This is a genomic window from Dyella sp. OK584 (assembly GCF_057787755.1).
Genome location: NZ_CM173542.1, coordinates 706,206 through 732,168, shown reverse-complemented (window position 1 = coordinate 732,168; position 25,963 = coordinate 706,206). Strand labels below are relative to the sequence as shown.

At 61.9% G+C, this 25,963-nt stretch carries 24 protein-coding genes; 9 read left to right on the top strand and 15 right to left on the bottom strand.

The window, feature by feature from the left end:
* The first annotated feature begins 29 nt into the window (after positions 1-29).
* The 7 genes from AC3CBN_RS03225 (at position 30) to AC3CBN_RS03195 (ending at position 8,332) form a co-directional block, all read left to right on the top strand.
* Positions 30-1,247, top strand: coding sequence for an MFS transporter (locus AC3CBN_RS03225; protein ID WP_488635384.1), 1,218 nt, complete (start codon positions 30-32; stop codon positions 1,245-1,247).
* 131 nt (positions 1,248-1,378) lie between these two features.
* Positions 1,379-1,882 (top strand): VOC family protein, encoded by a 504-nt coding sequence (locus AC3CBN_RS03220; RefSeq protein WP_488635383.1) that lies wholly within the window; start codon positions 1,379-1,381, stop codon positions 1,880-1,882.
* 202 nt (positions 1,883-2,084) lie between these two features.
* The gene (locus AC3CBN_RS03215) at positions 2,085-2,828 is read left to right on the top strand and encodes a DUF3348 domain-containing protein (protein ID WP_488635382.1); all 744 of its coding nucleotides are present in this window, start codon (positions 2,085-2,087) and stop codon (positions 2,826-2,828) included.
* Positions 2,829-2,838: 10 nt separating this feature from the next.
* Positions 2,839-4,935 (top strand): DUF802 domain-containing protein, encoded by a 2,097-nt coding sequence (locus AC3CBN_RS03210; protein WP_488635381.1) that lies wholly within the window; start codon positions 2,839-2,841, stop codon positions 4,933-4,935.
* Positions 4,932-5,576 (top strand): OmpA family protein, encoded by a 645-nt coding sequence (locus AC3CBN_RS03205; protein WP_488635380.1) that lies wholly within the window; start codon positions 4,932-4,934, stop codon positions 5,574-5,576. The genes AC3CBN_RS03210 and AC3CBN_RS03205 overlap by 4 nt, the downstream gene beginning before the upstream one ends.
* Positions 5,569-6,231 (top strand): DUF2894 domain-containing protein, encoded by a 663-nt coding sequence (locus AC3CBN_RS03200; RefSeq protein WP_488635379.1) that lies wholly within the window; start codon positions 5,569-5,571, stop codon positions 6,229-6,231. The genes AC3CBN_RS03205 and AC3CBN_RS03200 overlap by 8 nt, the downstream gene beginning before the upstream one ends.
* A gap of 700 nt (positions 6,232-6,931) precedes the next feature.
* Positions 6,932-8,332 carry a glycoside hydrolase family 30 protein gene (locus AC3CBN_RS03195; RefSeq protein WP_488635378.1) on the top strand — a complete coding sequence of 467 codons (1,401 nt, stop codon included), beginning with the start codon at positions 6,932-6,934 and terminating at the stop codon, positions 8,330-8,332.
* Positions 8,333-9,090: 758 nt separating this feature from the next.
* Here the strand turns inward: AC3CBN_RS03195 and AC3CBN_RS03190 are convergent.
* From AC3CBN_RS03190 to AC3CBN_RS03175, 4 genes are all read right to left on the bottom strand, one after another.
* A complete protein-coding gene (locus tag AC3CBN_RS03190; RefSeq protein ID WP_488635377.1) occupies positions 9,091-9,828 on the bottom strand; it encodes a hypothetical protein in 738 nt (245 codons plus the stop codon).
* Positions 9,829-9,946: 118 nt separating this feature from the next.
* Positions 9,947-10,516, bottom strand: a complete 570-nt coding sequence (locus AC3CBN_RS03185; RefSeq protein ID WP_488635376.1) for an SRPBCC family protein — start codon at positions 10,514-10,516, stop codon at positions 9,947-9,949.
* Positions 10,517-10,555: 39 nt separating this feature from the next.
* Positions 10,556-11,218 carry a glutathione S-transferase family protein gene (locus AC3CBN_RS03180; protein ID WP_488635375.1) on the bottom strand — a complete coding sequence of 221 codons (663 nt, stop codon included), beginning with the start codon at positions 11,216-11,218 and terminating at the stop codon, positions 10,556-10,558.
* Between the two features lie 24 nt (positions 11,219-11,242).
* Positions 11,243-11,884: a YceI family protein gene (locus AC3CBN_RS03175; RefSeq protein WP_488635374.1), complete on the bottom strand. Its 642-nt coding sequence runs from the start codon at positions 11,882-11,884 to the stop codon at positions 11,243-11,245.
* 367 nt (positions 11,885-12,251) lie between these two features.
* On the opposite strand from AC3CBN_RS03175, the gene AC3CBN_RS03170 reads away from it, so the two are divergent.
* On the top strand, positions 12,252-12,548 hold the full coding sequence (locus tag AC3CBN_RS03170) for a hypothetical protein (protein WP_488635373.1): 297 nt from the start codon (positions 12,252-12,254) through the stop codon (positions 12,546-12,548).
* Between the two features lie 20 nt (positions 12,549-12,568).
* Here AC3CBN_RS03170 and AC3CBN_RS03165 read toward each other — a convergent pair whose 3' ends face one another.
* Both AC3CBN_RS03165 and AC3CBN_RS03160 read right to left on the bottom strand, forming a co-directional pair.
* A complete protein-coding gene (locus tag AC3CBN_RS03165; RefSeq protein ID WP_488635372.1) occupies positions 12,569-12,901 on the bottom strand; it encodes a DHCW motif cupin fold protein in 333 nt (110 codons plus the stop codon).
* A 28-nt stretch (positions 12,902-12,929) separates the two neighbouring features.
* On the bottom strand, positions 12,930-13,913 hold the full coding sequence (locus AC3CBN_RS03160; RefSeq protein ID WP_488635371.1) for an NAD-dependent epimerase/dehydratase family protein: 984 nt from the start codon (positions 13,911-13,913) through the stop codon (positions 12,930-12,932).
* A 189-nt stretch (positions 13,914-14,102) separates the two neighbouring features.
* Between AC3CBN_RS03160 and AC3CBN_RS03155 the strand changes: the two genes are divergently transcribed.
* On the top strand, positions 14,103-14,807 hold the full coding sequence (locus tag AC3CBN_RS03155; RefSeq protein WP_488635370.1) for an ArsR/SmtB family transcription factor: 705 nt from the start codon (positions 14,103-14,105) through the stop codon (positions 14,805-14,807).
* 6 nt (positions 14,808-14,813) lie between these two features.
* Here the strand turns inward: AC3CBN_RS03155 and AC3CBN_RS03150 are convergent, their stop codons facing one another.
* The 9 genes from AC3CBN_RS03150 to AC3CBN_RS03110 all read right to left on the bottom strand — a co-directional run bounded on the left by AC3CBN_RS03150 (position 14,814) and on the right by AC3CBN_RS03110 (position 25,948).
* On the bottom strand, positions 14,814-16,451 hold the full coding sequence (locus AC3CBN_RS03150) for a hypothetical protein (RefSeq protein ID WP_488635369.1): 1,638 nt from the start codon (positions 16,449-16,451) through the stop codon (positions 14,814-14,816).
* Between the two features lie 68 nt (positions 16,452-16,519).
* Positions 16,520-17,425: a DUF2167 domain-containing protein gene (locus AC3CBN_RS03145; RefSeq protein ID WP_488635368.1), complete on the bottom strand. Its 906-nt coding sequence runs from the start codon at positions 17,423-17,425 to the stop codon at positions 16,520-16,522.
* Between the two features lie 167 nt (positions 17,426-17,592).
* On the bottom strand, positions 17,593-18,975 hold the full coding sequence (locus AC3CBN_RS03140; RefSeq protein WP_488635367.1) for a M28 family metallopeptidase: 1,383 nt from the start codon (positions 18,973-18,975) through the stop codon (positions 17,593-17,595).
* Between the two features lie 80 nt (positions 18,976-19,055).
* On the bottom strand, positions 19,056-19,832 hold the full coding sequence (locus AC3CBN_RS03135; protein ID WP_488635366.1) for a glutaminyl-peptide cyclotransferase: 777 nt from the start codon (positions 19,830-19,832) through the stop codon (positions 19,056-19,058).
* A gap of 37 nt (positions 19,833-19,869) precedes the next feature.
* Positions 19,870-21,246: an ATP-dependent RNA helicase DbpA gene (gene dbpA / locus AC3CBN_RS03130; protein ID WP_488635365.1), complete on the bottom strand. Its 1,377-nt coding sequence runs from the start codon at positions 21,244-21,246 to the stop codon at positions 19,870-19,872.
* A 40-nt stretch (positions 21,247-21,286) separates the two neighbouring features.
* Positions 21,287-22,714, bottom strand: a complete 1,428-nt coding sequence (locus tag AC3CBN_RS03125; RefSeq protein ID WP_488635364.1) for a sugar porter family MFS transporter — start codon at positions 22,712-22,714, stop codon at positions 21,287-21,289.
* Positions 22,715-23,375: 661 nt separating this feature from the next.
* A complete protein-coding gene (locus AC3CBN_RS03120; protein ID WP_488635363.1) occupies positions 23,376-24,095 on the bottom strand; it encodes a pseudouridine synthase in 720 nt (239 codons plus the stop codon).
* A gap of 111 nt (positions 24,096-24,206) precedes the next feature.
* Positions 24,207-24,980: an ABC transporter permease gene (locus tag AC3CBN_RS03115; protein WP_488635362.1), complete on the bottom strand. Its 774-nt coding sequence runs from the start codon at positions 24,978-24,980 to the stop codon at positions 24,207-24,209.
* Positions 24,977-25,948, bottom strand: a complete 972-nt coding sequence (locus AC3CBN_RS03110; protein WP_488635361.1) for an ABC transporter ATP-binding protein — start codon at positions 25,946-25,948, stop codon at positions 24,977-24,979. The genes AC3CBN_RS03115 and AC3CBN_RS03110 overlap by 4 nt, the downstream gene beginning before the upstream one ends.
* Between the last annotated feature and the right edge of the window lie 15 nt (positions 25,949-25,963).

Sequence of the window (25,963 nt, the reverse complement as noted above, 5' to 3'; positions counted from 1 at the left end):
TCCTTCTCAGCACGGGAACTCGCTATCTCATGTCTACCTCTGCGCCCACTCGGGTTGCCCAGTCACCCGCAACGGGGAAGGGACTGCCGATCGCCATCCTCGCCGTCGCCGCGTTCATCATTGTCACTACCGAATTCCTGATCGTGGGACTGTTGCCCGCGCTGGCACGGGATCTGGATATTTCGATCTCGGTCGCAGGGCAACTGATAACGCTGTTCGCTTTCACCGTGATGCTGTTCGGACCGGTACTGACCGCATGGCTCTCGCACGTCGAACGAAAGCGGCTCTTCGTTGCCATTCTGTTGATCTTCGCTGCCGCCAATGCGCTGGCAGCCATGGCATCGAACCTCTGGATTCTCGCCTTGGCCCGGTTCATTCCCGCCTTGGTGCTGCCGGTGTTCTGGGGTACGGCCAGCGAAACGGCCGGCCGACTGGCGGGCCCGATGCATGCGGGACGGGCCGTGTCCCAAGTCTATCTGGGCATTTCCGCAGCGTTACTGTTCGGCATCCCGCTCGGCACGCTTGCTTCTCACGCCATCGGTTGGCGTGGCGCCTTCTGGGTCCTGGCTACCATTTCGCTAGCGATCGCCGTGCTGATGATGGTGTTCATGCCCGCGCTGGAGCGTCCGCAGCGTGTGCACATGGCCGAGCAGGCGAAAATTCTCCGCTCGCCGTATTTCATCGCCAACGTGGCTTTGTCCGTCACGGTCTTCACTGCCATGTTTGCTGCCTATACCTATCTGGCCGACACGCTGGAACGCCTTACCGGTATCGCCTCTGCACAGGTGGGATGGTGGCTGATGGGTTTTGGCGCGGTGGGTCTGGTTGGCAATTGGCTGGGCGGTAAATTTGTCGATCGCAATCCCCTGGCCGTTACGGCGCTCTTCTCGCTTCTATTGGCGGTGGGCATGGCCACTGTGGTTCCAGCATCAGGGGAATCCCGGCTGTGGCTCTGCGTGGCACTGTCTGTATGGGGCATTGCCTATACGGCACTGTTCCCGATCTGCCAGGTGCGCGTAATGAAATCGGCTTCGCACGCCCAGGCTCTAGCCGGCACGCTCAACGTCTCCGCCGCCAATGCGGGCATCGGCTTGGGCGCCATCGCCGGGGGCTTGGCGATTCCTGCGTGGGGCCTGGCCAGCATCGACTACCTGGCCACGGCCATCGCCCTACTGGCAGTTGTGATGGTGCCTTTTGTTGGCAGGCTGAAAAGCCTGCGCGAAACCGGAAGTCGTTATCCGACCTGATCCCCGGACATTTGGAAAAAGGCCGAAGCCCGTTTCGTCGCAGCCAGCTGCATAGCGCCATATAGCCAATGGCTTCGGAGTCCGCGGGAAGTCATCGAAGGTGTTTGCATCAAAAAATCACTGAGAAACACATGAGCATTCCTGGCATCAAAAGAATTGACCACATCGGGTTTACCGTACCCAACCTCGACGAAGCGGTGTCTTTTTTCCGAGATCATTTCGGATTTGAGGTCGCCTATGAGTTCGGCCCTTTCTCATCGAACGATGACTGGATGGCCGTGCACCTCAACGTTGCTACAGACGCTGTCATTGAAAAGATTGTGCTGATGACAGCCGGCAATACGAATCTGGAGCTCTTCGGTTATGCACCAACCGAAACCCAGAAAAAGACTCCGCCCAGCAACTCGGATATGGGTGGCCACCATTTAGCGTTCTATGTGGAGGACATGGATGCCGCGGTGGCCTATCTGCGCCAAATTGGCCTTACTGTCCTTGGCGAGCCTACTGTGATGACCGAAGGGCCGTCCGCAGGCGAAACCTGGGTGTATTTCCTTAGCCCTTGGGGCATGCAACTTGAGCTGGTCTCCTACCCGAATGGCAAGGCCTACCTGCGGGCGACGGCCGCATCATCTTAGCAATGTGTTGCATTGACCGGCTGAAGTCGCAGTCGGAAGCGGACATCGTGGACGAACAATCACGGCCCTTATCGCGCCTGCCGCCTGGCTCGTGTTGCGGCCAAGCGCAAGCAACAGCCAGCAGCAGCGCACCATCGGCAATCGACAAGTAGCAAGCCCGGTCACCATTCGCGTGTAAAATGGTCGTTTTTTAGCCAGCAAAATGGTGCAATCTCCTCAACGGACGATGGTCCGCGGCCCAACGTTCATTCGCTTACTTGCGCGTCTCACAGACGTTGACGCCCCACAATCCAACCAATCGCTGTCGGACCGGCTGAGCCACTGGCTCGACTGGACGCACGCCATTGCGCTGTCCACCGCGCTTGACGGCAAGCCGTCTGCGGTGGCCTATGACGTGCCGACCTCTGTGGATGTTGAGGAGAGCGAGTGCACCCGCGTGCGCACTGCCTTGGCCAGTGCCATCACCGGCGATCGCGAGTTGGCGATCTCAAGGCTCTCTGGGACTGAGCAGGCGTCCGCCGAGGGGGATGGCGTGAACGCGGCGGCCGAGTACACGGTCCTTCGTCAGCGCTATCTCGCCCACCAAAGGGCGATGCAGGCGGCCACCGGCAACCTGCGGGGACGTTTGCGGGACACGCTCGCGCAGACATCGGCTGACATGACTCGGCTCGCGGAAGTGGATGCCGTCATGGAGCTCGCGCTGAGTCCACGCGAGCAAACGCTATTGGCCGCCGTGCCCGTTTTGCTCGGGGAACACTTCGAGCGCTCGCGTCAGGCCGCGCACGCGACGCCGACCGACGCGCGAGCATCGGAAGACACCGCAGCAGCAGCGCCTGGCGCATGGCTGGACGTGTTTCGAAGGGATATGCAGAGCGTGTTGCTCGCCGAACTGGATGTTCGTTTTCAACCGGTCGAAGGCTTGCTTGCAGCCCTTCGCACCCGCTAACTGGGTAGTCATGTTCAGAAATCTTCTTAATCTCGCGGTGTTCTTCGTAGGCCTTGTTGCCGTGTGCTGGATCGGCATGGGCTACGTCGGTTCCAATCCGCTCGGCGCGGCCGTCGCGATGTTGATCGGCGCTTGCTACCTCGCGGGCGCGCTTGAGTTGCATCGCTATCGTCAAGCCACGTCCACGCTGCAACACGCCGTGTCGGATTTGTCCGCAGCACCAACCAGCCTGGGTCACTGGCTCGACCGCTTGCATCCAGGCCTGCGCAACGCGGTGCGTCTGCGCATCGAAGGTGAGCGCGTGGCGTTGCCGGCGCCGTCGCTGACGCCGTATCTGGTCGGCATGCTGGTGTTGCTCGGCATGCTGGGCACGCTCCTGGGCATGATGGCAACCCTCAGGGGCACCGGTCTGGCGCTGGAAAGCGCGACGGATCTGCAGGCGATCCGCGGTTCGCTCGCCGCACCGGTCAAGGGACTGGGGTTTGCGTTCGGCACGTCGATCGCCGGCGTGGCCAGCTCGGCCATGCTCGGGCTGCTCTCAGCCTTATGCCGGCGCGAAAGGCTGCAGGCGGTGCAGCTGCTGGACGTGAAAATCGCGACGACGCTACGCATCTACTCGCAGCACCATCAGCGCGAGGAAGCATTCAAGCTCCTGCAGCAGCAGACCGAGTTGATGCCCACCCTGGTCGATCGGCTGCAGACGATGATGGCGACCATCGAGCAACACAACCTCACCGCGAGCGAGCGGCAGCTCGCCAGCCATGAGGCTTTCCACGCCAGGACCGAGACCGTCTACACGCGCCTCGCTTCTTCCGTGGAGCAATCGCTGAAGGACAGTGTTACCGAAAGCGCTCGCGCTGCCGGCGCGGCCATCCAGCCTGTCGTGGAGTCCACCATGGCCGGCCTCGCACGCGAAACGGCCTCGCTGCACGACACCATTGCGCACGCCGTGCAGCGGCAACTGGAAGGACTGTCGACCGGTTTCGAGACGACCACCACGACGGTGGCGGATATCTGGAATCAGGCATTGGCAGAGCACCGCCGATCGAACGAGACGCTTACGCAGGATCTGCGCATTTCGCTGGATCGCCTCACCGAAACCTTCGAGCAACGCTCGGCCGGTCTGGTGGAAAGCGTTTCTGCGCGTCTCGACACCACCGCGGAAAACGCGGCGAGCGCGTGGAACAACACGCTGTCGCGACAGGAAGCCGTCAACGACAACCTGGCAGCCCGCAACCAGCAGGCATTGACCGCGGCAGCAGCGACCTTCGAGGAACATGCGACGTCACTGGTCCGCGTGGTGCACCAGTCGCATACGGACTTGCAGACAGCGCTGGCATCGCATGACCAGGAACGACTGACGACCTGGACAGAGACATTCGGCTCCATGACGGCGGCATTGAGCAAAAACTGGGAGCAGGCAGGCGAGCACGCCGCGAGCCGGCAGCAGGAGATCTGCGACACGCTGGCGCTGACCTCGCGCGACATCTCGGCACAGACGCAAGCACACGCCAGCGAGACGATCGCGGAGATTTCCCGCCTCGTGCAGGCCGCATCGGAAGCGCCCAAGGTCGCGGCCGAAGTCGTCGCCGAGCTGCGCCAGAAACTCTCCGACAGCATGGTCCGCGACACCGCCATGCTGGAAGAGCGCAGCCGTCTGCTGGCCACGCTGGAAACCCTGCTCAATGCCGTGAACCATGCATCCACCGAGCAGCGGACTGCCGTGGACGCGCTGGTCACCACGTCGGCCGATCTGCTGGATCGCGTCAGCACCCGATTCACAGACCATATCGAGGCCGAAACCGGCAAGCTTGGTGCGGTCGCCGCCCAAGTCACCAGCAGCGCGGTCGAGGTGGCGAGCCTGGGTGAGGCACTCGGCGTGGCGGTGAAGTTGTTCGGCGATTCGAACGAAGCGCTGATGGACCGTCTGCAGCACGTCGCCACCGCGTTGGATAAATCGCTAGTTCGCAGCGACGAACAGCTGGCGTATTACGTGGCGCAAGCCAGGGAAGTGGTCGACCTCAGCATGCTGTCGCAGAGGCAGATCATCGAGGACCTGCAACAGATCGCCAACCAGCGCTCGTCCGTCGAAGTCGAATCGGCATGAACGACGAAGTGGAGCTCGAAGCGGAGTCGACGGCACCCATCTGGGCTGCCTTCGGCGACCTGATGTCGGTATTGCTGGGCGCATTCGTGCTGATTCTGGTCGGCGTGATCGGCGTGCAACTGCAACTGTCGAGCCGGCTGGATGAAGAGGTCAAACAGCGACAGGCCGAAGCGCAACGTCGCATGAGTTTGGAGCAAGCGCTGGCGGCTCCGCTGGCAGCGGGCCGTGTGACGCTCGTCAATGGGCGCATCGGCATTCGCGGCAGCGTGTTGTTCGCCCTGAACTCCGATCAGCTTCAGCCGGAAGGGCGTGAGGTATTGAAGAGTCTGGCGGGCCCACTTTCCAATTACCTCAAGTCCCGCGACGAAATCCTGATGGTGAGCGGCTTCACTGACGACCAGCAAGTGCGCGACGGCAACCGCCATTTTGCTGATAACTGGGAGTTGTCGGCCGACCGCGCGCTGACCGTGACCCGTGCATTGATCACGGAAGGTGTACCCGCTTCCTCGGTATTTGCTGCGGCGTTCGGTTCAGAGCAGCCCGTCAGTTCGAACGCCAATGACGAGGGACGGGCCCGGAACCGCCGGGTGGAGATCGCCCCCATCCCGAAGCCGTCGAACGCGACGGCGGCCCATGAGTAACAGCGCAACACGCGCTCGGTCGATACTCGATGCGTGGCGTGAGCAGCACGCCGATCGCATGGATCCCATTCGCTTTCACTTCCTCGATGCATTGGAACGTCGGGCAGCGCGCCATGACGGCGAAGTGCGACGCTTGCTGGACGACCGACTGTCCACGTTGCTTGACGCCTATGCAGGCGATCTCGCCGAGGCAGCCACCAGCGCCCGGGATGCCGACAGCGCGACAACGCCGGGTACCTTCGCGCGCGGAACACTTGGGGGATTGGTCGATCACATAGCCAGCTACGTTGCGATGCGAGGTGATGACCTCACCACTCGAGACAAGTCGCGCCGATCCACCTCGTTCCCTGAATTGGTGGCACTCGATGAATTCCAAAAAATCTGGTCCAAGGTGCGCGCCGAGAGCCAGTTGCGACAGTCGATGGAGCAGGTGCCCACGAATGCCGGCCCGCTCAATTCGGGTGCCCTGGTGCATCGATCGATCGCACTCATGCGCGAGCTGTCGCCAGGGTATCTCCAGCAGTTCTTGTCATATGTCGATGACTTGACGTGGATGGAGCAGATCAACAACGCCACCTCGGCGACCAAAGATGCACCTAAAGTCGCGAGCACCAGGAAGCGCGTCCGCAACAAGCCGCGAGTGCATCGCGAGTAACGTTGATCTTGCAGCGTTTCACTCGAATCGGGAACACGATGCCGTTGTGCATTGCCACCGGCGGCAATGCGCGGCAAGAGATCAAGCAGTCACTCCATTCTTGATCTTCGCGAATTACAACGGTGCGATCCGCGGGCTTCGCACCGATTTATTTTCTGGACCAACTTGAAGCCGATCCCGTCCGCTTCTCACTCTGCGTTGGAAACTTCTCGCCACTCATGCGCCGGTCGCAGCAGCTTGAATAAACCCATCCGCAATGCGGTTGGCCTAGCTGTCCAACATGCCTGCATGCCGGCGCCCATGACCGGCGCTACCAGAACCCACGATTCACACGTGAAAAACGGGGGCGACCGCAACCAATCGATGTCTCCCTCACAGTTAAAGCTGCGCCAGGTTCGCTATGCTGTAAGAATGGCGCCGGGTTCATCCCCGTGTTTGAAGGAAATGAACCTGACCCTGTTGCGAAAGTCGACCTCGCCCCATGTTTTGATGCGCAAGCCCGGGAGCTTCGTGATCCAAGTGAACTGCAACGTGAGCGATGGGCTTTGTGCGCGCCATGGATGAGCGCGGATCGGGTTCCAGTCGGGCTGCCGCCGCCTTCATCGCTTTGATCACTTTGATCACCCTGGCTGCCCTTTATGCACCACGCTTCAAGCATCCCACGGTAGGGGTCAAAGTTACCCCTCCCTCGCGGCCGATCATGCCTACTGTTGAGCTGTGGCTGAGCACGGCAGATCGTCGACTGAAGCTAATGCAGCAGCCCGAAATTGCGATGAGCGCCCGCGGCTCGTTGCCCGCCGATGTGGTCATCGACGTCCATAGGAAATATCAATCCATGGTCGGCTTCGGGGCAGCGATGACGGACTCGTCGGCGTGGCTGCTCCAGAACAAACTCAATGAGCGGCAGCGCAGTGCCTTGTTGCACGAGCTGTATGGCCCGCCACCCAACCTCAACTTCAACATGATGCGTCTGACCATCGGCGCCTCGGATTTCTCGTTGAAGCCTTACACCCTGGACGATGTTCCCTTTGGCCAGGTCGACCCGCAGTTGCAGCATTTCAACGTCACGTCCAATGTGGATGACGTGATACCGGCAGTGCGCGAGGTCCTTTCCATCGATCCGGGGCTGCGCATCATTGCGTCGCCATGGAGCGCGCCGGCGTGGATGAAGACCAGCGAAAACCTGATTGGCGGGGAGTTGCTTGAGCAATACGAAAGTACGTACGCGGACTATCTCGTCAAGTACCTCGACGTTTACCGCGGCTATGGCATCCCCATCTTCGCATTGACCTTGCAGAACGAACCCGGCTTCGTACCGATCACCTACCCGGGCATGGAAATGAGTGCGACCACGCGGGCACGCATCGTCGCGCAACACCTCGGCCCGAAGCTGGCAAGCCGCAAGCCAAAAACACGCATTCTGGAATGGGACCACAACTGGAACCAGCCCGAGCAGCCGTTGGGTGTGTTGGCCGATCCCGATGCTGCGCCCTATATCGATGGCGTTGCCTGGCATTGCTACCAAGGTAGTCCCTATGCGCAGGGCCGCGTACATCGTGCGTATCCCCAAAAGGACGCCTACATCACCGAGTGTTCCGGGGGCGATTGGGCGTCGAGCATCAACGGCGAGCTGCTCTGGTTTTCAAGAGACCTGCTGATTGCCGGGATCAGGCAGTGGGCTCGCGGCGTCGTGTACTGGAACCTCGCGCTTGACGAGAACCACGGTCCGCATTTTGGCGGCTGCGACGCCTGCAAGGGCGTGATCACGATCGACTCGCAGACGGGGGAGGTGAGTCGCAACGACGAATACTACGCGTTGGCGCACTTCAGTCGATTCGTCTTGCCCGACGCTGTCCGGGTGGAGTCCACCGCCACCGACAAGGGCATCGACAATGTGGCATTCCAAAACGCTTCCGACGGATCGATTGCACTGGTGATAGTGAACAGCAATACGGATGCGCAGCTCGTCTCGGTGGCCCAGGGCCAGACCCGTTTCGAATACACGATGCCGCCGCAAAGCGTGGCGACCTTCGTATGGAACCCGGACCAGGCAGGCGCCTGGATGCGACGTGTCCTTTCGTGGCTAAAAAAGCCTCGGTAGCGGGACCCGTCTGTAGACGCATAACCATGACGCCCGCGAGCGCTTCGGATTTCCAGTAAGTCACTGGATCCTTACCTCTATCCGTGAACACTCAGCGCTGGCTGAACTACCTGATCGCTTGGTTCGATAGATTGATCGACTGGTGATCGCGCAGTGACCCGGATAATCGGTGGTTTGCTGGCGAGCTGGAGAGACTTCGCGAAGCATCTCGCCAAGGATTGGCGCTCATCAGGAAAGAGCTTGGTGGCCGGGACTTTGTCATCATTGAGTGGCAGCGCGAGAGTGTCCGCTCTGGTTCGGAAGCGGGCCGCCGAAATCATAGGCTATCGTTGGAGGTGAGCGATATTGATCACGACCTCGGCCAGCAGCGGCACTGCGAGCGCTGCACAGATTGCTACCCAAAGTCGTGTTCGCCTGGGAATCAGCGCCAAAGTCATGAGCGCCGCCGAGCATGTATAGACGCCTAGGGAACTTGAGGCAGCGACTTGACTCCATGGCCTCGCAAAAATCAGGTAGCCAATAGCGCAGCAGGCGATTGCCAGTCGCAACCGCAGGTTGAGGTTCCATTCTCTCGCGATGGCCATACGGTCTCCCCTCAGACGTCCCAAGCAAATACCACATTAGTCCGCCTTGGGTCGCGGCGGGCATGCGCAATACGGCTGTTCCTAGGTTGAACCTCGAGCCCAACCAGCCGCCAGTTTCACCAGGAACAAATTGGATCAATCTCTGGATCGTACGGATCGACTTCTGCCCTGGCCTCAGCGTTGTCTTGCAACCGCGATCCAGGCGGACAGGCAGGCGAGCTTTTGTTCTTTCCGCCAGGGTTTCCCTATGGGGGCGCCCAAGGCCTTCAGTCGGGCGGTGATCTCCGTTGACGGCATGTCTAGCGTCCTGGTCGCGAGATCGGAAAGCGATTTCTCGTCCAGCTCGGCAACTTCGACGCCGCATTGAGAGGATGCAAACCGGAGGGCGTCGCGAACGGCCAAGGCCTCGGCGACGGGCACATGTTCTGCCCAGGCAAGGCTGTACTCGAGGAGGTTGGTGATCCAGCCGGCACGATTGACGAGCAAAGCCGCGACGACCGGCTTGCACCTCGCTGCTTCCAGTTGACGGACAATCCCTCGCAGGCCGTTTGTTGCCAGCTGATCCTGACGCCTGCGCCCCTCCGCCACGACCGCCGCCGTTTCGGCTGTGATCTCGCCTTGCGGGCCGCGCGCCATTTCGGCCGCGACGCGATACGGCTCAAAGGAAAGTCGATCGTCATCGGAGCTGGTTTCGAGAAACGTAGAGAGGATGACGCGAGGCTCTCCCTCCGCAAGGGTGACGCCGACCACGACGGCGCCTCCTTTGCGCGCACGCAGTCCAAGGCCGGCGATGAGCTGTGAGCGATTTTCCGGTCGTGACATCAGCGCCTCCCGGGGCCAAGTCGGATAGGAGATCCGCAACTCCGCAGAGTTGCAGATATCCAAGGTCCGCTTCGGTTCGAACGCGGACATTCCAAGCTTGCACGGCAACTGCTCCTATCGCAACGCGTGCCCTTCGCCAAAAGAGGGCGTTCTCCCCGAGTCTGGATGAATCCGGATCAAAGATTGCGCTTTATCGGACGACGCCATCTCAAATCGAGTTGGCCGCATGGCCTTCCTCGGGCGACGTTTGCAACGGACCTTCAACCTGCTGGCGCAGATTGTCGAGGCCTTCTTCGAAGTCCTTGCCGACCATCTTGTCCATATTGAACACCAGGCCCATCACCTTGCTCATGAAATTGGAGCGGCCGTACATGGCCCAGGTGACGTGCGTGCCATTGCCGCGCGGCTGCAGCAGGAAGTCGGCGGTGTGGCTGGCCTTGAAGGGTGCGAAGAAGTCGAGCTTGATGACGATGTGTGACGAGGGCGTGGACTCGCTAATTTCCATGCGACCACGACCGATGTTCTTGTTGCCGTCCCAGCCGTAACTTCCGCCCTGGCCGCTGGCAGGGCCTTCGAAGCTGCGTTGCATGTTTGGATCTTTCTTCTCGTACGGTGACCACGTCTGCCAGCGACGCAGGTCATTGATAAGCGGAAACACGCGTTCCGGCGACGCCTGGATAGTGGCAGTGCGTTCGATGCGGAACTGGTCGGGACGGCTGGCCGCAAAAACCAGTACGGCGGCGATTACCAGCAAGACAATGACGAGGATGGCGAACATGGACTTCTCCAGAAGTGATGTAACGAGGGCCGTGCAGCGTCAGGCGTCGATGGCTTCCCTGGGTACGAGATGCATATACGGCTGCGCGTCTTGCAGCACGCGTGCGAACGACGGTCGTTGCATCAGGCGCAGCAGGTACGCGGCGGTATGAGGATGTGCCCGCTCCAGCGGAATCACCAGGTTGGCGTAAAACAGTGCCGGCGACGCCGCGCAATCGGCCATGCTGTATGTGTCGCCGACGGCCCAGGTGCGGGTTTTCATGTCGCGCTCCAGCAGGTCGTAGGCCGTGCGTAACCGATCGCGCGCCTCGGCCACGCCGTAGTGGTCGTGCTGGCCCGAAGGCCGCAGACGATCGGTGATGACCTTCTGCATCGGCTCATTCACGTATAGATCGAAGAAGCGGTCGCGCAGGCGAACTTCGCGGGCCAGATCAGCATCGGCGGGTATCAGCGGCGCGGGGCCGGGATAGTGCTGATCGAGGTACTCGATGATGATGGTGGATTCGGGCACCAGACAATCGCGCACGTCGTCGTGCAGCACAGGGAAGCGACCGATGGGCCACAGCTTGTAGAACGCAGCGCGTGCTTCCGCATCAGCCAGGTCGACAAGATGGGAATGAAATGGCGTGCCGTTTTCATAGAGCGCCACCAACGCCTTGTGGCAGAAGGAAGCGAGCGGATGCATATAGAGGGTGAGTGACATGGAAGATCCCGTCGAGTCGTGAAATCAGCGCTGTGGTGTAGCCAAGGCGACCTTGCCCGTGCCGTTGGCCTCGTCGATCAATGCCTCGACCTGGATGCGCAGCACCACGTCCATGCCGAAACCATACGACTTGCCGCTATCCATGCCGAAGTTGTCGCGCTTGAAACTGGCCGAGGCGTCGGCGCCGCACAGTTCTCGCTTATACATAGGGTGCTGCATGCACTTGAACGAACGGATGGTCAGGTCGACCGGCCGCGTCACACCGTGCAACGTCAGCTCGCCGGTCACCTTGGTCGGTGAGCCGTTGACGAAATCGGTGAGCTTGCCCTTGTAGGTGGCCTTCGGATATTTCGCCGCGTCGAACAGCTCCGGTCCGCGTGCGGCCTCGTTCATCTTGTCCAGGCCGAAATCCACACTGCTGGCATCGACGGTGATATCCACGCTGCCCGTGCTTGCAGCCTTGTCCAGTGCGACCTTGCCGCTGGTGTGATCGAACTTGCCGCGCCACGTGGAGAGACCGCCGAAATGGTCCGCTTCGAAACTTGGATACGTATGGTTGGGATCGATGGTGTACGTGGCGGCCCCCGCATGCGTCGTGCTGCTGGTGGCCAGCGCCATCGTGAAAGCCAGTCCGGTGGACCAGGCACTATGCTTGACTGCGAACATCGTCGACTCCTTGATGATGGGTATGGGTCTTGGGAAGTGGAATGGAAGCAAGTGTCAGGGCGTGAGATTGGTCAGCGCCTGTGTGCCTTGCGGATCGAACGGATCGGACGGGGTTCACGCGTGAAGCCACATCCCGCTTCCGAGGCTGGCGACGTGCCTGCAGCCGAACCATTGGGGAAATGTCATTGTCTGTCTCCATGTTGCGCTGCGGTTTCAGGTCAGGCTTATCCCTATGACGAACGGCCGGCCCCAATTTCGACACGGTGCACGATGCCTTGGTCTGGGCCGGGCGCGCCGTGTGCCACCGACCGGCGGCGGCCTGGGTTAATCTGCGGGAAGTGACTGCCAGCTTTCGGAGGCACCCGACATGCGCGCGCCAGCAGGTTCCGTCGTTGGATTGTGTTCCGCCTCCGCCACGCTATGCGCGATGGGCATGGCGTTCCTCGGCTATTGGGGCGTGCACGAGCCCACGCCATGGCATGCCGCCGATGTGGTGGTGACCACGCTTGCCCTCACGGGGTTTGCCGTGCTGGCTTCGGTACCGTGGATCGTCACCACACCGGTAACCGAGGAGAGCGCCGAGCGCATCGTGCCGGCGAGGCGTGCGTTTGCGCTCGGTGTCATGTTGATCTGGCTGGCGACCATGGTGGCCGTGGTCGCATGAGCGGCGCGACGCCGGCGTTGTCAGTCGACGATGAACAGCCTTGCGCCCGTCGGGGTGGATGAGCGGTGCGCGGCATCGCCGAAATCGGCAACCTGGTAACTCATGCCCTCGGTAAGGACGAAGTGGCGGCCATCTGCCAGTTCGGTATGCAGCTCGCCTTCGAGCACGTAGAGCACATGCCCGCGATCGCACCAGTGATCGGCCAGATACCCTGCGCTGTATTCGACCACGCGTACACGTAGATCGCCGATCGTGAAGGAGTGCCACAGGGCTTCACCGGTTTCGCCGGGATGCCGGGTGGGAGGAATCTCGCTCCAGTCGGTGACAGTAAACGGCAACGCAGGGATCTTCATCGGCAAATTTCCTATGGCGAATGGACGGCTATTCGACGGGATACGGTCCGTCGGCAAACGTTTCGGCGTGATAGCCCTTGGAGCCGACCAGCTGTGCCAGTGGACTGCGAATGTCGCCGCCCGCCTGCAGCTTCCCCATGAGAGACGCGAAGTCGTAGCGTGGCAGCCAGCCGAGGTCATGCCGCGCGCGTTCGTTGACGTAAACACGATCGATGCTGGGCGCCATCGTCCAGCCGCGCTGAGCAAATACGGCTTCGTACGCGGGGACGCGGCGAAGCACGGCCAGCGGCGCACGAGCACGCAGGTCGGCCATGTCCTCGGGACGGAACGGCGTGGTCGCGCTGATGATGTAGCGGCGAAAGCCAAGTGCCGACGCACGCCTTGCGGCCAGTAGATGGGCGCTCACCACGTCCTCGATGTCGACGCGGCGGTGCAGGTACTCGTTAACCTTCAGGTTGTCGTCGCTGTAGCTGGTGCGAGCCGAGTGGTTGTCGTCCTCTTCGGGAAAGAAGCGCGACGTTCGCAGCACCATGCAGGGCAAACCATGATTGCGATGAAACAGCTGGCACAGATCCTCGGCGGCGGACTTGGTGACGCCGTAGATGTTCTTGGGGATGGGCGTGACGTCCTCGGTGATCCACGCTGCCGGTTCACTGGCGGGCGGCACCAGCGCATCGCCAAACACGCTGGTGGTGCTGGTGTAGACAAACGACTCCACGCCGGTGGCCAGCGCCTCTTCCAGCAGGTTCAGCGTGCCTGTGAGGTTGACGTCGATGAACTCCTGCCGGCTGTGCGTGGCCACATGCGGTTTGTGCAGCGTGGCCGGATGAAACACGGTGTGCACGCCGCTCATGCAGCGACGCACGCAGGCGCGGTCGACGATCGAACCGACCTGTGTCGTATACGGACCCTCGACGATATCCAGCCCGATCACCTCGTGGCCGAGATCGCATAGAGTGCGCGCCAGCGCCTCGCCAAGATGTCCGGAACTTCCCGTGACCAGGATGCGCATGCGTGCAAGGGTCCGCACCAAATGGGAAGGCCGATGCTAGCACTCGGCCGCCAGGGCATGACAATGGGAGGTTCGACCTACACCTCGGCCTTGAACGTCTTGCCCAAGGCCCGGTGTGGGCATCGGCGGCGAGCGAAGTTTCGCCGCATGGCGAAGTATCCGTTGGTAGCGCAGCGCTAGACTGTTGCCATGAACGATAACGTCTCCGCCAGCCGTTACCAGTTGGCCGAAATCGGCGCATTGCTTGCCGAACCGGCACGCGCGGCCATGCTGCTGGCGCTGATCGACGGCACGGCGCGTCCCGCGGGTGAGCTGGCGCATGCAGCGGGCGTTGGAGCGGCCACAGCGAGTGCGCATCTGAAGCGTCTGCTGGAAGGGGGCTTGCTGGCGGTGCATGCGCAGGGCCGCCATCGCTACTACCGTCTGGCTGGCGATGAGGTATCGGCACTGCTGGAAGCGCTGGCGATGCCACGCAAGCCACTTGTATTGCCATCGCCCACCGGAACCGATCGTGCCTTGCGCCACGCGCGCACGTGTTATCGCCATCTGGCGGGGCAGCTCGGCGTCGGCTTCTGCGATGCGCTGCTGGCGCGAGACTACCTGCACGCCACCGGCGATGGTTTGCGCCTGTTGCCGGAAGGCGTGGAGGCATTGGTCGCCGCAGGCCTCGAGGCTCCACCGACACCAGCGTGGTTGACGCTTTCCGGGCGTAGCTGCCTCGACTGGACGGAGCGACGCATGCATGTCGGCGGTCCGCTGGGCGTGGCGCTTACCGGCGCCATGCTCGATGCCGGTTGGTTGCGACGAAGCAACAGTGGGCGTGCGTTGTTGCCGAGTCCGGATGGACTGAGGCGACTCGCCGGTTTGGGCGTACAACTGCCGTGCGACGGTTGACGTCCCTCAGGGACTGAACAGGAACGCCTCGCGTCCCTCCCTGTCGGCGGTACCCAGGAACATGAAACGCAACGCCATCGCATCGCCACTGGTGTGCTTTTCCGTGAGGCGCTCGAGCAGAGTCGTCTCGCGTTCGCACGCCGTATCGTAGGGATTGGCGCCCCTCTGTCGCGGCACCACGGTGGCCACTTCCTTGCGCACCTGCTCAAGCCGCGCCGCGCCTGCAACCGGATCAAAGGGTGCCGGATGCCCTGGATTGCTCTCGCCAATCAAGGCGGTCATCCGGTTAACGCCTCTGAGGAATATGCCGAACTGCGATGCACCAAAGTCGACAGGCTCACCACCCAGATACTTTCCACAGTCACCAGGCGAGGCCACCTGACCGATCAGGATCAGATCCTCGTGGTGCGCCACTGCCATGTGCTCGATCCCGGCATCCGACGCATTGATCAGGGATTCGTGACCGGCCGCACTCAGCGCGTGAAGAAAGGCGCGCTCGAATTTTTGCTCTCGCACATCGAGATTTGATTCGTAACGGGCGGCCAGGTTGCTCTTCAGCCAGTCGTCGAAAATTTTCGGATAGCGCACGCGAATCAGTTCGATCGCCTTCGCCGCGCTGCGCATCTTGGGATTCTCACGCAGCGGATAGAGGAACTGCTCGATGCGCCACGCGTCGGCATTCATGACGCCGCTTTCCAGATCGATGCCGGTAATGACGCCATTGCTGAACAACGTCGTGGCATCGGGTTGATAGGGCACGCCCGGCGTCGCAAACGCATCATGCATGAAGAAGGTCGATGCACCCAGTTGCATCAACCGTTGAGAAAGCCTTTGCTGTGCTCTCTCGATGGCGTGGTTGGCAACGCCAAGATCGGCGATGCGCTGCAGTGGCGCGAAGATCAGCTCGGCCTTGGCTCCGATAATGCGCTGACTGGCGGCAGTGAACGCGACGAGGCAGGCACCCGCACAATGCTTGTCGATTTCTACCGCGATATCCGGGCGCCTCGCGAGAAAATCCCCCAGCTTCACCGCGGCAGGTACGTCACCACTACGGCTGTCCATCTCAAGGCGGGTGATCTGCGGATGTTCCGCAAAGGCGCTCTCGACAGCGCCTGCATAGCCAAGGCCAAGCGGGCCTTTGGCGACGATGGCCTGGCCATCGTCCGACACTGACACCGTGTAGCCATAGGTCAGCAGCTGGCTGAGCGCGTCATCGGATAACGCCTCGATTTCCCAGCCAAAGGCCACCGTCTGACCCAGAACGGCCAGGATGATAATCACCATCACCACGTTGACCAGCCCGGACCAGCGATTCTCCAGCAACGCCGCCGCGCGTAGCGTGCCAACGATCTGCCAGGTCGCCACGAGCAGTCGGAATGCTCCGTACATCAGCAGGAACAAAATAACGAAAGCCCATGCCGGCGGGCGCCAGATCATCAAGGCCAGCACGCCCGCCTCGAACAACAACAGCATCACGCTAAGCGCGATCGTGTTGACCCAGAACGACTGGCCCAGCGGCAGTTCTCCTCGCCAGTGAGCGCGAATGTAGCCCTGCAGATGCCGGCGTCGCTCCGGTGTGCCGACATGCGCCGCAGGCCGCGCATCAGTAACCAGGTCTGCACTACGCAAGTCCAGTTCGCTCATCGGCCACGCTCCTGGTACAGGAAATTTCGCCGCGCCCGAATGGAACGCGGCATATGGTGATTGTCAGTTCACGCCTGTTTACGCTTGAACAGCTTGACGAAGATGCCACCCACGGCGGCAATGCCCAGCACGACGAACTTCTTGAGCGCGAGCAGCATGAGCCCCAGCTTCGCGAACAGGCCGGCCTTGGCGGCAATACCGCCGGCTACCAGTGCGGCGATGCCATAGGCGGCGACCTTGTCGGTGCCTGCTTTGTAGTCGGCATAGCCTTGGCCGGGATCGAACTCTGTCATATCGACCACTTGCGGCATATCCGCGCGTACCTGGGCGAGCTGGTCGATCGGCGCCACCGCATTGAGCGAGAGATAACCCTTCCTGCCAAGCACGCGGATGGCGTAGTTCAGCGTACGGCCGTCGTCGGAGCCGTCGGCCTTCTTGAACTGAAGGTCGCGCGCCCAGTACAGCTTGTGGGCAGCGGCGTCGTAGTGCGGCGGTTCGGCCCAACCCATCAATTCGATGGCCGGATAGCCTTCCTTGATCCGATCGGCGTTCTCGTCCTTTGCAGCCTTTTGCATGTCCTTGAGCATGTCGTTGTAGTCGATCTTGGCGGCGTCCTCGTCGGACACATAACCCTCGTCGACGAAGGTCACCACCACCGCCCAGCTGTTTTCGTCGAGCACCGTGTGTGCGTCAGTGCCGGGGAGGATGATGCCCAGCACTTCGTTGTCGGGCGGATTGCCCCACAGCTGGGTGAGTACGCGTTGCGCGTCGTGCGCCGGCAGGAAGCTGTAGCCGTCCGCCAGTTTCAGCGTGGCCTCTGCGCCGGGGATGGCCACGTTGCCGGTCACCGGATGCAGCGAGGCGATGAACTCCTCCGCCTTGGTGGAGTGGCCAGCGGTTTCGGCCGAAGCGGGTGTGGTCAATGCAAAGGCGGCCAGCAGTCCGAGCGCCGGCAGGAGCGAGTTGCGTAACATGAATTGTCCCCTGGATATCGTCCGTTGATACGCATCCCCCCGGATGCGGCCGCTACTCCCCCTTTGGCGCAGCGGCGGGTCGATCTTATCGCTTACGGACGGCCAAAAGCACAACGCCCTCCGGGTGAGCGGAGGGCGTCGTGGCTAAGAGCGGGTAGGGCGGGTGATCAGGGAGACTTAGTTGCGGGCGAGCGCTCGAAGCTGCCGGCATCGCCGGGGAATACAACTGGGCTTTCGTAGCCGTCGGCCGACACCGCCGACACGCCGAAGAACCAGTCGTCGATCACCACGTCCTTGATCACGGCCTGGTCGACGTCACCCACGGTGCGGCTGTACTGCCACTGCGGCGCAGTGGTGTCGCGCCAATGCACGACGTAGCCAGCGGCGCCGGGCACTTTCTTCCAGTGCACGGTGGTGTCGGTGGCGAGCGCGCCTTCGATGCTTACGCCGCTGGGTGGCGCGGGTGCGCGGCTGAGCGCGGCCATGGTCACGGTGTTGAGCGCGGTCACGCGGGCGAGATAGCGGAAGTCCACGCCATCGATGGTGTCGCCGTAGTGGATGCCTTTCTCCGTGCGCAGATCCTGGTGCTGGCGGGTGTAATCCTCGTGGCCTTCGCTCACGCGCACCGCCGGATAGCCGGCTTCGAGGAACGGCACCTGATCGCCGCCGCGGCTGTAGCGGTCGGTGCGATAGACCATGTGCACGCGGAAATCGGGCAGGTAGGTCGTGGCGACCTGTTCCATATAGCGCGCGATGTTGCGCGAGGGCGAATCCACTTCGCCGCCGTGATAGGCGCGGTACTTGCTTTGTTCGGCCGTCTCGTTGGATTTGGTGCCTTCGGAGAACACGCGCACCGTGGTGTTGTCGAGCACGCCGTTCTGGCCGTGGCTGTTGCCCACGATGTCGTTGTTTAGATCGGCCTGCACCTGCCAGCCTTGTGCGGTGGCGTAGTCGGCCAGCACCTTGCCGCCGTACAGGCCCTGCTCTTCACCCGAGAGCGCAGCGAAGACGAGGGTGGCGTCGTTGTCCTGTTTGGAAAGGACGCGTGCCGCTTCCATCAGCGCAGCGACACCGGAGGCGTCGTCGTTGGCACCGGGTGCGTCACTGGTCGCGTTCATCACGTCGGTGACGCGTGAATCGAGGTGGCCGGTCATCACGATCACGCGGTTGGGATCGCCCTTGCCGCGCTTGATCGCCACCACGTCCATCACTTCCGTCGGCTGCGGTACGCGCTTGCCGGTGAACATCTGCGAAGGCGTCACTACTTCCAGGCAGCCGCCGCAATCCTTCGACATCTGTTCGAAACGCGACTTCACCCATCGACGTGCGGCGCCGATGCCGCGCTTGTCCGACTTGGTATCGGACAGCGTGTGACGGGTGCCGAAACTCACCAGCTTCTGGATGGTGGCATGCAGCTCCGCTTCGCTGGGCGCGGTGGACAGTGCCTGCAGTGAGGGTTGCTCACGTGGCACCACGGGCGCGTCGGCCGCGAAGGCGTTGGAGACGACCAGGCTGAGTGCCAGCGGAAGCAGCAGGGGAACGGGGCGCATCGGGATCTCCGGTAAGGCAACGCCCCACTTTAGCGCCGCCCGACCGAGGCGCCCCCTGCCGGATGGCAGGGGCGCAGGGCCTAGTGGTTGCGCGGAGGTACGAGCGTGATCTCGAACAGTTTCGGCCAGCGCTTGCCGGTGACGAACAGGCGGTCGTGCTGGGCATCGTAGGCAATGCCGTTGAGCACGTCGTTGGAGGGATCAGGCAAGGTGCTGGTGTCAAACAGGCCGGCGAGGTTGATCCAACCGGTGACGTGGCCAGTGGCCGGGTCGATGCGGGCGATGCGATTGGTCATCCACACGTTGGCATAGATCTCGCCCTTCACCCATTCCAGCTCGTTGAGGTTGACCACCGGCCGGTCACCGTCAGTGACCATGATGCTGCCCACCGTGGCCAATGTATTGGGGTCGAGGATGCGCAGCACCGGCGATCCGTCGCTCATGTAGATGTGCTTGTCGTCGCGCGTCATCGCCCAGCCCTCGCCGGGATAGTTGAAGGTGCGCAGGGTCTTGAAGCTGGCCATGTCGTAGACGAAGCCCAGCTGATCTTTCCAGGTGAGCTGCACGATGTGCGGACCCCAGTCGACGATGCCCTCGCCGAAATACTGCGCCGGCACGTCGTGGCGCTGTATCACTTTGCCGCTCTCGAGCTCCACCTTGCGCACGGTCGATTCGCCGGCTTCGCCGGTGCTCTCGTAGAGATAGCCGTCCTTGTAGAACAGGCCCTCGGTATAGGCCGAGGTGTCGTGCGGATAGACGTGGACCACGTGGTAGCCATAGACCGGCACGGCAGCCTGGGCGGAGGCGATAGCAGTGAGCGCGCCGAGTGCTGTCGCGCAGGTGAGCCAGCGGATCATGCGGTTTCCCTGTGGGGCGCGTGGATGTTTGGAGAGCTTAATGCAGGGAACGCACCCGGAAATTGCGCCCCTTGATCTTCCCTGCCCGCAGCCGCTCCAGCGCCTTGTTCGCAAGATCTCGCCGGATGGCCACATACGCGCGCGTGGCAAACACGTCGATCTTGCCGATGTCCTTGGCATCAAGCCCGGCATCGCCGGTGAGCGCACCCAGGATGTCACCGGGGCGCAGCTTGTCCTGGCGGCCGGCGTCGATCACCACGGTTTTCATCGGCGCAAGGTTGAGTTGCTTGCCGCGCGGTGCGGCCAGCTTGAGCGGCTGCCACGGCAGCGGCTTGCCGATCTGTTCCTCGATGTTGAGCGCCTTGGGGCGCTCGCGTGGCGTCACAAGTGTGACGGCATGACCGGCTTCGCCCGCGCGACCCGTGCGGCCGATGCGATGCGTATGGGTGTCGGGGTCGTGTGCAATGTCGTAGCTCACCACCAACGGCAGCGCGGCGATATCGAGGCCGCGCGCGGCCACGTCGGTCGCTACCAGAATGGAGCAGCTACGGTTGGCGAACTGCACCAATACTTCGTCGCGGTCGCGCTGCTCCATGTCACCGTGCAGCGCAAGGGCAGAGAAACCACGCTTGTCCAGTTCGTCGGCAACGCTGTCCACGTCCTTGCGCATGTTGCAGAACACCAGCGCATGCTGCGCATGTTCCTTGCCGAGCAATTGCGCGAGCGCGTCCATCTTCTGCGCCGGCTCCACTTCGTGGAAGCGCTGCTCGATGGTGACTTCATCGTGTGGCGTCTCCACCGTCACTTCGACCGGATTGCGCTGCAGGCGCTTGCTCACCTGGCGGATTTCATCGGCGTACGTGGCGGAAAACAGCAATGTCTGATGGTGCTTGGCGATGCGGCCGACGATGTCGTCAATGGCATCGCTGAAACCCATGTCGAGCATGCGGTCCGCCTCGTCCAGCACCAGCACCTTGATGCCGCCGCCGTGCAGGCTTTCACGCTTGAGATGCTCCTGCACGCGGCCCGGCGTACCGACCACGATGTGCGGATCATGCGTGAGCGAGGCCAACTGAGGACCCAGTGGCATGCCACCACAAAGCGTCAGCAGTTTCACGTTGGGAATATTGGCAGCCAGCTTGCGGATGGCCTTGCTCACCTGGTCGGCCAGTTCGCGCGTCGGACACAGCACCAGCGCCTGCAGGCGGATGGTGTCCACGTCGATGCTCTGCAACAGGCTCAGGCCGAACGCTGCGGTCTTGCCGCTACCGGTGCGCGCCTGCGCGATGACGTCGCGCCCTTCCAGCATGGGCGGCAGGCTCTGGGCCTGCACGGGCGTCATCTCGGTGTAGCCGAGGGTCTCCACGCTGGCGAGCAGCGCGGGCTTGAGGGAGAGCGTGCGGAAATCGGTCATGCGCCATGATCGCATCTATGCGACCACGGCGCAGAATCGATCACCCGTGCATGTCTTCCAGCTCCATGCCCTTGGTCTCGCGCACCGACATCACCACGAAGATCAGCGACAGCAGCGCGAATGCGGCATACAGGCCATAGGCGAAGCTCAGACCTACTTCGGCCAGCGCCGGAAAGCTGCTGGTGATGGCGAAATTGGCCAGCCACTGCGCGGAGGCCGCCACGGCCAATGCGATGGCGCGGATGCGATTGGGGAACATCTCGCCCAGCAGCACCCATACCATCGGGCCCCAGCTCATGCCGAAAAACACCACATAGGCATTGGCGGCAACCAGGGCCACCATATTCCACGGTGCAGGCAGGCTCAGGCTTGCGCCGCTGCCGGTGGCCTGCGAAAAACACCAGGCCATCGCGCCCAGCGTGATGGTCATGCCGGCCGAGCCGATCACCAGCAGCGGCTTGCGGCCGATGCGGTCCACCAGCGCGATGGCGATGAGTGTCACCAGCACGTTCACCACTGAAGTGACCACGGTGATGGAGAACGAGTCGGCTTCGCTGAAGCCCACCGAATGCCACAGCGTGGACGAGTAATAGAAGATGACGTTGATGCCGACGAACTGCTGGAACACCGACAGCATGATGCCGACCCACACCACCGGCAGCAGGCCAAAATGAGATCCGCGCAGGTCGCGCAGCCGAGGGCGGTATTCGGACTGCAGGCTTTCCTGGATGTCCTTGACCTTGGCGTTCAGCGCTGCCTCGTTATGCATGTCCAGCACCTGGCGCAGCACATCGTGTGCTTCGGACAGCCGGCCCTTGGCCACCAGATGACGCGGTGATTCGGGCACGCCCAGCACCAGCGAGCCGTAAATCAGCGCTGGCACCACCGCGACCAGAAACATCCAGCGCCATGCGGCGAGGCCGAACCACAGCGGGTGCGAGGCACCACCGGCCGTACCGGCCAGCCATGCATCGCTCAACAGCGCTGCGAAGATGCCCAGCACGATGGCCAACTGCTGCAGTGAACCCAGTCGGCCACGCACCTGTGCAGGCGAAATTTCCGCGATATAGGTGGGTGCGATTACCGAGGCTATGCCGACGCCGATGCCACCGATGACGCGCCAGAAGACCAGGCTTCCCACGCCGGTGACGAGGCCCGCGCCCAATGCGCTGAGCGCAAGAAACAGCGCTGCGACCTGCATGCTGCGCACGCGGCCGAAGCGATCGGCCAGCGGGCCTGCGTACCACGCACCCACAGCCGAACCGAGCAGCGCGCATGACACGGCAATGCCGATTTGCCCTGCGCCTAGTCCGAAGTTGCCGCGTACTGCATCGACGGCGCCGTTGATCACCGCCGTGTCGAAACCAAACAGAAAACCACCGAGCGCGGCCGCGGCCGCGATCAGCACGACGCGCGCTGTGGCTCGCTGGCCCAGGTCGTCGACTGCAGTATTAGAAGTGGTGCTCATTGCCTCTCCCCGTTTCGAAGTCCGGCGATTCTGCGCTGGCAGCCCCGGTTCATTGAAGTGAATACGTATGCATGAGAGGGGACGCAATGTCGAGCTTTGGATGGCTGACACGCGAATGGTGCAGGTGCGTTGTGGTTGGGATACTTGCCGTCCCCTCGCGGGCATCATTTGCTAGCCGGGACATGGATCAAAGTGCTGCGTCGCAGCATGTTTACGCATGCTTGGCGTATAGATCTTTACTCAGTCGCTGGTAGCGGACTGCTGGCGCGTCCTCGGCCGCAAGCCGAGGTACAGCGGCATCGGTCCTCCGGTTGTAGCGCGATCGCCAGGGTGCCGCCTACGCGGCGGGCGTTTCAATCGCCTGCCGGCGCTCGAGTCACTTTTCTTTTGCTGGCCCAAAAGAAAAGTAACCCAAAGAAAATGGCCTCAAGGGCTCACTGCGATATTCGGAATACAAGCGTTGGCTGCGGAGGGATTCGGCCGCGCAGCGTGCTACCTCAGGGACTGCGGCTACACCGCAACGCGTCGAGGTACTGAGGACTTAAAACGAAGCCTGCTCTCTGCTCCCTCTTCTCTCCGGGGAGAGGGTTGGGGTGAGGGGCGGGTGCTTGCGAAAGCGTCATTGCGAAGCACGCTTATGAAGACAACCTGCCGAGCACACTCACCACTGCGTGCGAGCAGGCAGCAAACCCTTAAGTTCCGCCTCGGTGAGATTGCGCCACTGGCCCACCTTCAGGTGGCCGAGCTTCACATTGATGATGCGCACGCGCCGCAGCTGGGTCACGCGATAACCGAACTCCGCTGCCATCAGGCGGATCTGCCGGTTCAGGCCCTGGGTGAGGATGATGGCGAAGCCGAACTTGGCGATCTTGCGCACTTTGCACGGCTTGGTCATCTGACCGTGAATGCGCACGCCGCGTGCCATGCTCTTCAAAAATTCATCGGTGACCTGCTTGTTCACGCCCACAAGATATTCCTTCTCATGGTCGTTTTCCGAGCGCAGGATTTCGTTGACGATGTCGCCATTGCTGGTGAGAAGGATCAGCCCTTCCGAATCCTTGTCCAGACGGCCAATCGGAAAGACGCGTTCCTTGTGGTCGACGAAATCGACGATGTTGTCCTTCACCGTCTGGTCCGTGGTGCAGGTGACGCCCACCGGCTTGTTCAATGCGATGTAGACACCGCGCTTGGCCGATGGCGTGGCGGCAAGCACGCGCGCCCTGACGATTTCGCCGTCCACGCGCACTTCATCGCCATCCAGCGCCTTGGCGCCGGTGGTGACAACTTCTCCATTGATGGTGACGCGGCCGGCAAGCAGCAACTCGTCCGCCTCGCGGCGGGAGCAGATGCCGGCTTCGCTGATGTATTTGTTGACGCGCATGATGGTTGAACCGGAATTTCCTAGGGCGTCATTCCGGCGAACGCCGGAATCCAGTGCCTTTCGTGAGAGAAAGTCGCTGGATCCCAGCATTCGCTGGGATGACGAGCAAAATCAGGAACGCAGGCCCACGCCGCGCTTGAGTAGCTGCAGCGCCACGATGGTCAGGCCAATCACGAAGGCCAGCATCACTGCGAACGCCACGCCGATCTGCACGTCGCTCACGCCCAGCACGCCGAAGCGGAACGCGTTCACCATGTACAGGATCGGATTGACCATCGAGATGCTGCGCCACGGCTCACCCAGCAGATCCACCGAATAGAACACGCCGCCAAGATAGGTGAGCGGCGTGAGCACGAAGGTGGGCACCAGCGCGATGTCGTCGAATTTCTTGGCGAACACCGCATTGACGAAGCCGGCCAGCGAAAACACGATGGCACCCAGCAGCACTGACAGGAACGTAAGCACCGGATGCACCACGTGCAGATCGGTGAAGAACAGCGCAATCAGTAGCACCAATGCGCCCACGACCAGGCCGCGCGTCACGGCGCCAGTGACATAGCCGAGAAGGATCACCCAATTGGGCATCGGCGACACCAGCATTTCTTCCACGGCGCGGCTGAACTTGGCGCCGAAGAACGAGCTGGAGATGTTGCCGTAGCAGTTGGTGATGATGCTCATCATCACCAGGCCAGGCACGATGTACTGCATATAGGTGAAGCCGTGCATCTGGCCGATACGGCTGCCGATCAGCTTGCCGAAAATCACGAAGTACAACGTCATCGTGATGGCGGGCGGAATCAGCGTCTGCGTCCAGATGCGCATGATGCGCGCGATCTCGCGCCGGACAATGGTGTTGAGTGCGATGAGATTGGCGGTACTGTTCATGCCACCTTCTCCGCGTTGTCCTTGGTTCGGCCCTGCTCCAATCGACCATTTTCTACCAGGCGCACGAACAGTTCTTCCAGGCGGTTGGTCTTGTTGCGCATCGATGTCACGGTCATACCTTGCGCGGACAGCGCGCCAAACAGCGAGTTGAGGTCATGCGAGCGTGCCATCTCCGCTTCCAGCGTGTGCTCGTCGACACGACGCAACGTAATGCCGGGAATGGTCGGCAGGTCGGTCGGCACGTGGGTGATGTCGAGCACGAAGGTTTCCACGTCCAGCGTGGCCAGCAGGCGCTTCATCGAGGTGTTTTCCACGATGGTGCCGTGGTCGATGATGGCGATGTTGCGGCAAAGCTGTTCGGCTTCTTCCAGGTAATGCGTAGTGAGGATCACCGTGGTACCCGCCGCGTTGATGCCGCTGACGAACTGCCACATCGAACGACGGATCTCGATATCCACACCGGCGGTGGGTTCGTCGAGGATCAGCAGCTTGGGCTCGTTCATCATCGCGCGGGCGATCATCAGGCGGCGCTTCATGCCGCCGGAGAGCATGCGCGCCTGATGCTGCGCCTTGTCCCACAGGCGCAGCTCCTTCAGGTACTTTTCCGCGCGTTCGGCGGCAATCTTGCGTGGAATACCGTAGAAACCGGCCTCATTCACGCAGATGTCGAACGGCTTCTCGAACTGGTTGAAGTTGATTTCCTGCGGTACCAGGCCGATCAGCTGCATGGCCTTGCCGCGCTGCTTGTTCACCGACACGCCGAAGATCTGCGCATCGCCGCTGGTGGCATTCACCAGCGAGGAAAGAATGCCGATCAGGGTGGATTTGCCGGCGCCATTGGGGCCGAGCAGGGCGAAGAAATCGCCTGGTTGTACTGTGAGACTGATGCCCTTGAGGGCTTCGACACCGTTACCGTAGGTCTTGCGCAGGTTGTCAACGACCAGCGCGGGAGGATTTGTGGGGGACATGGGCTGCACCGGGGG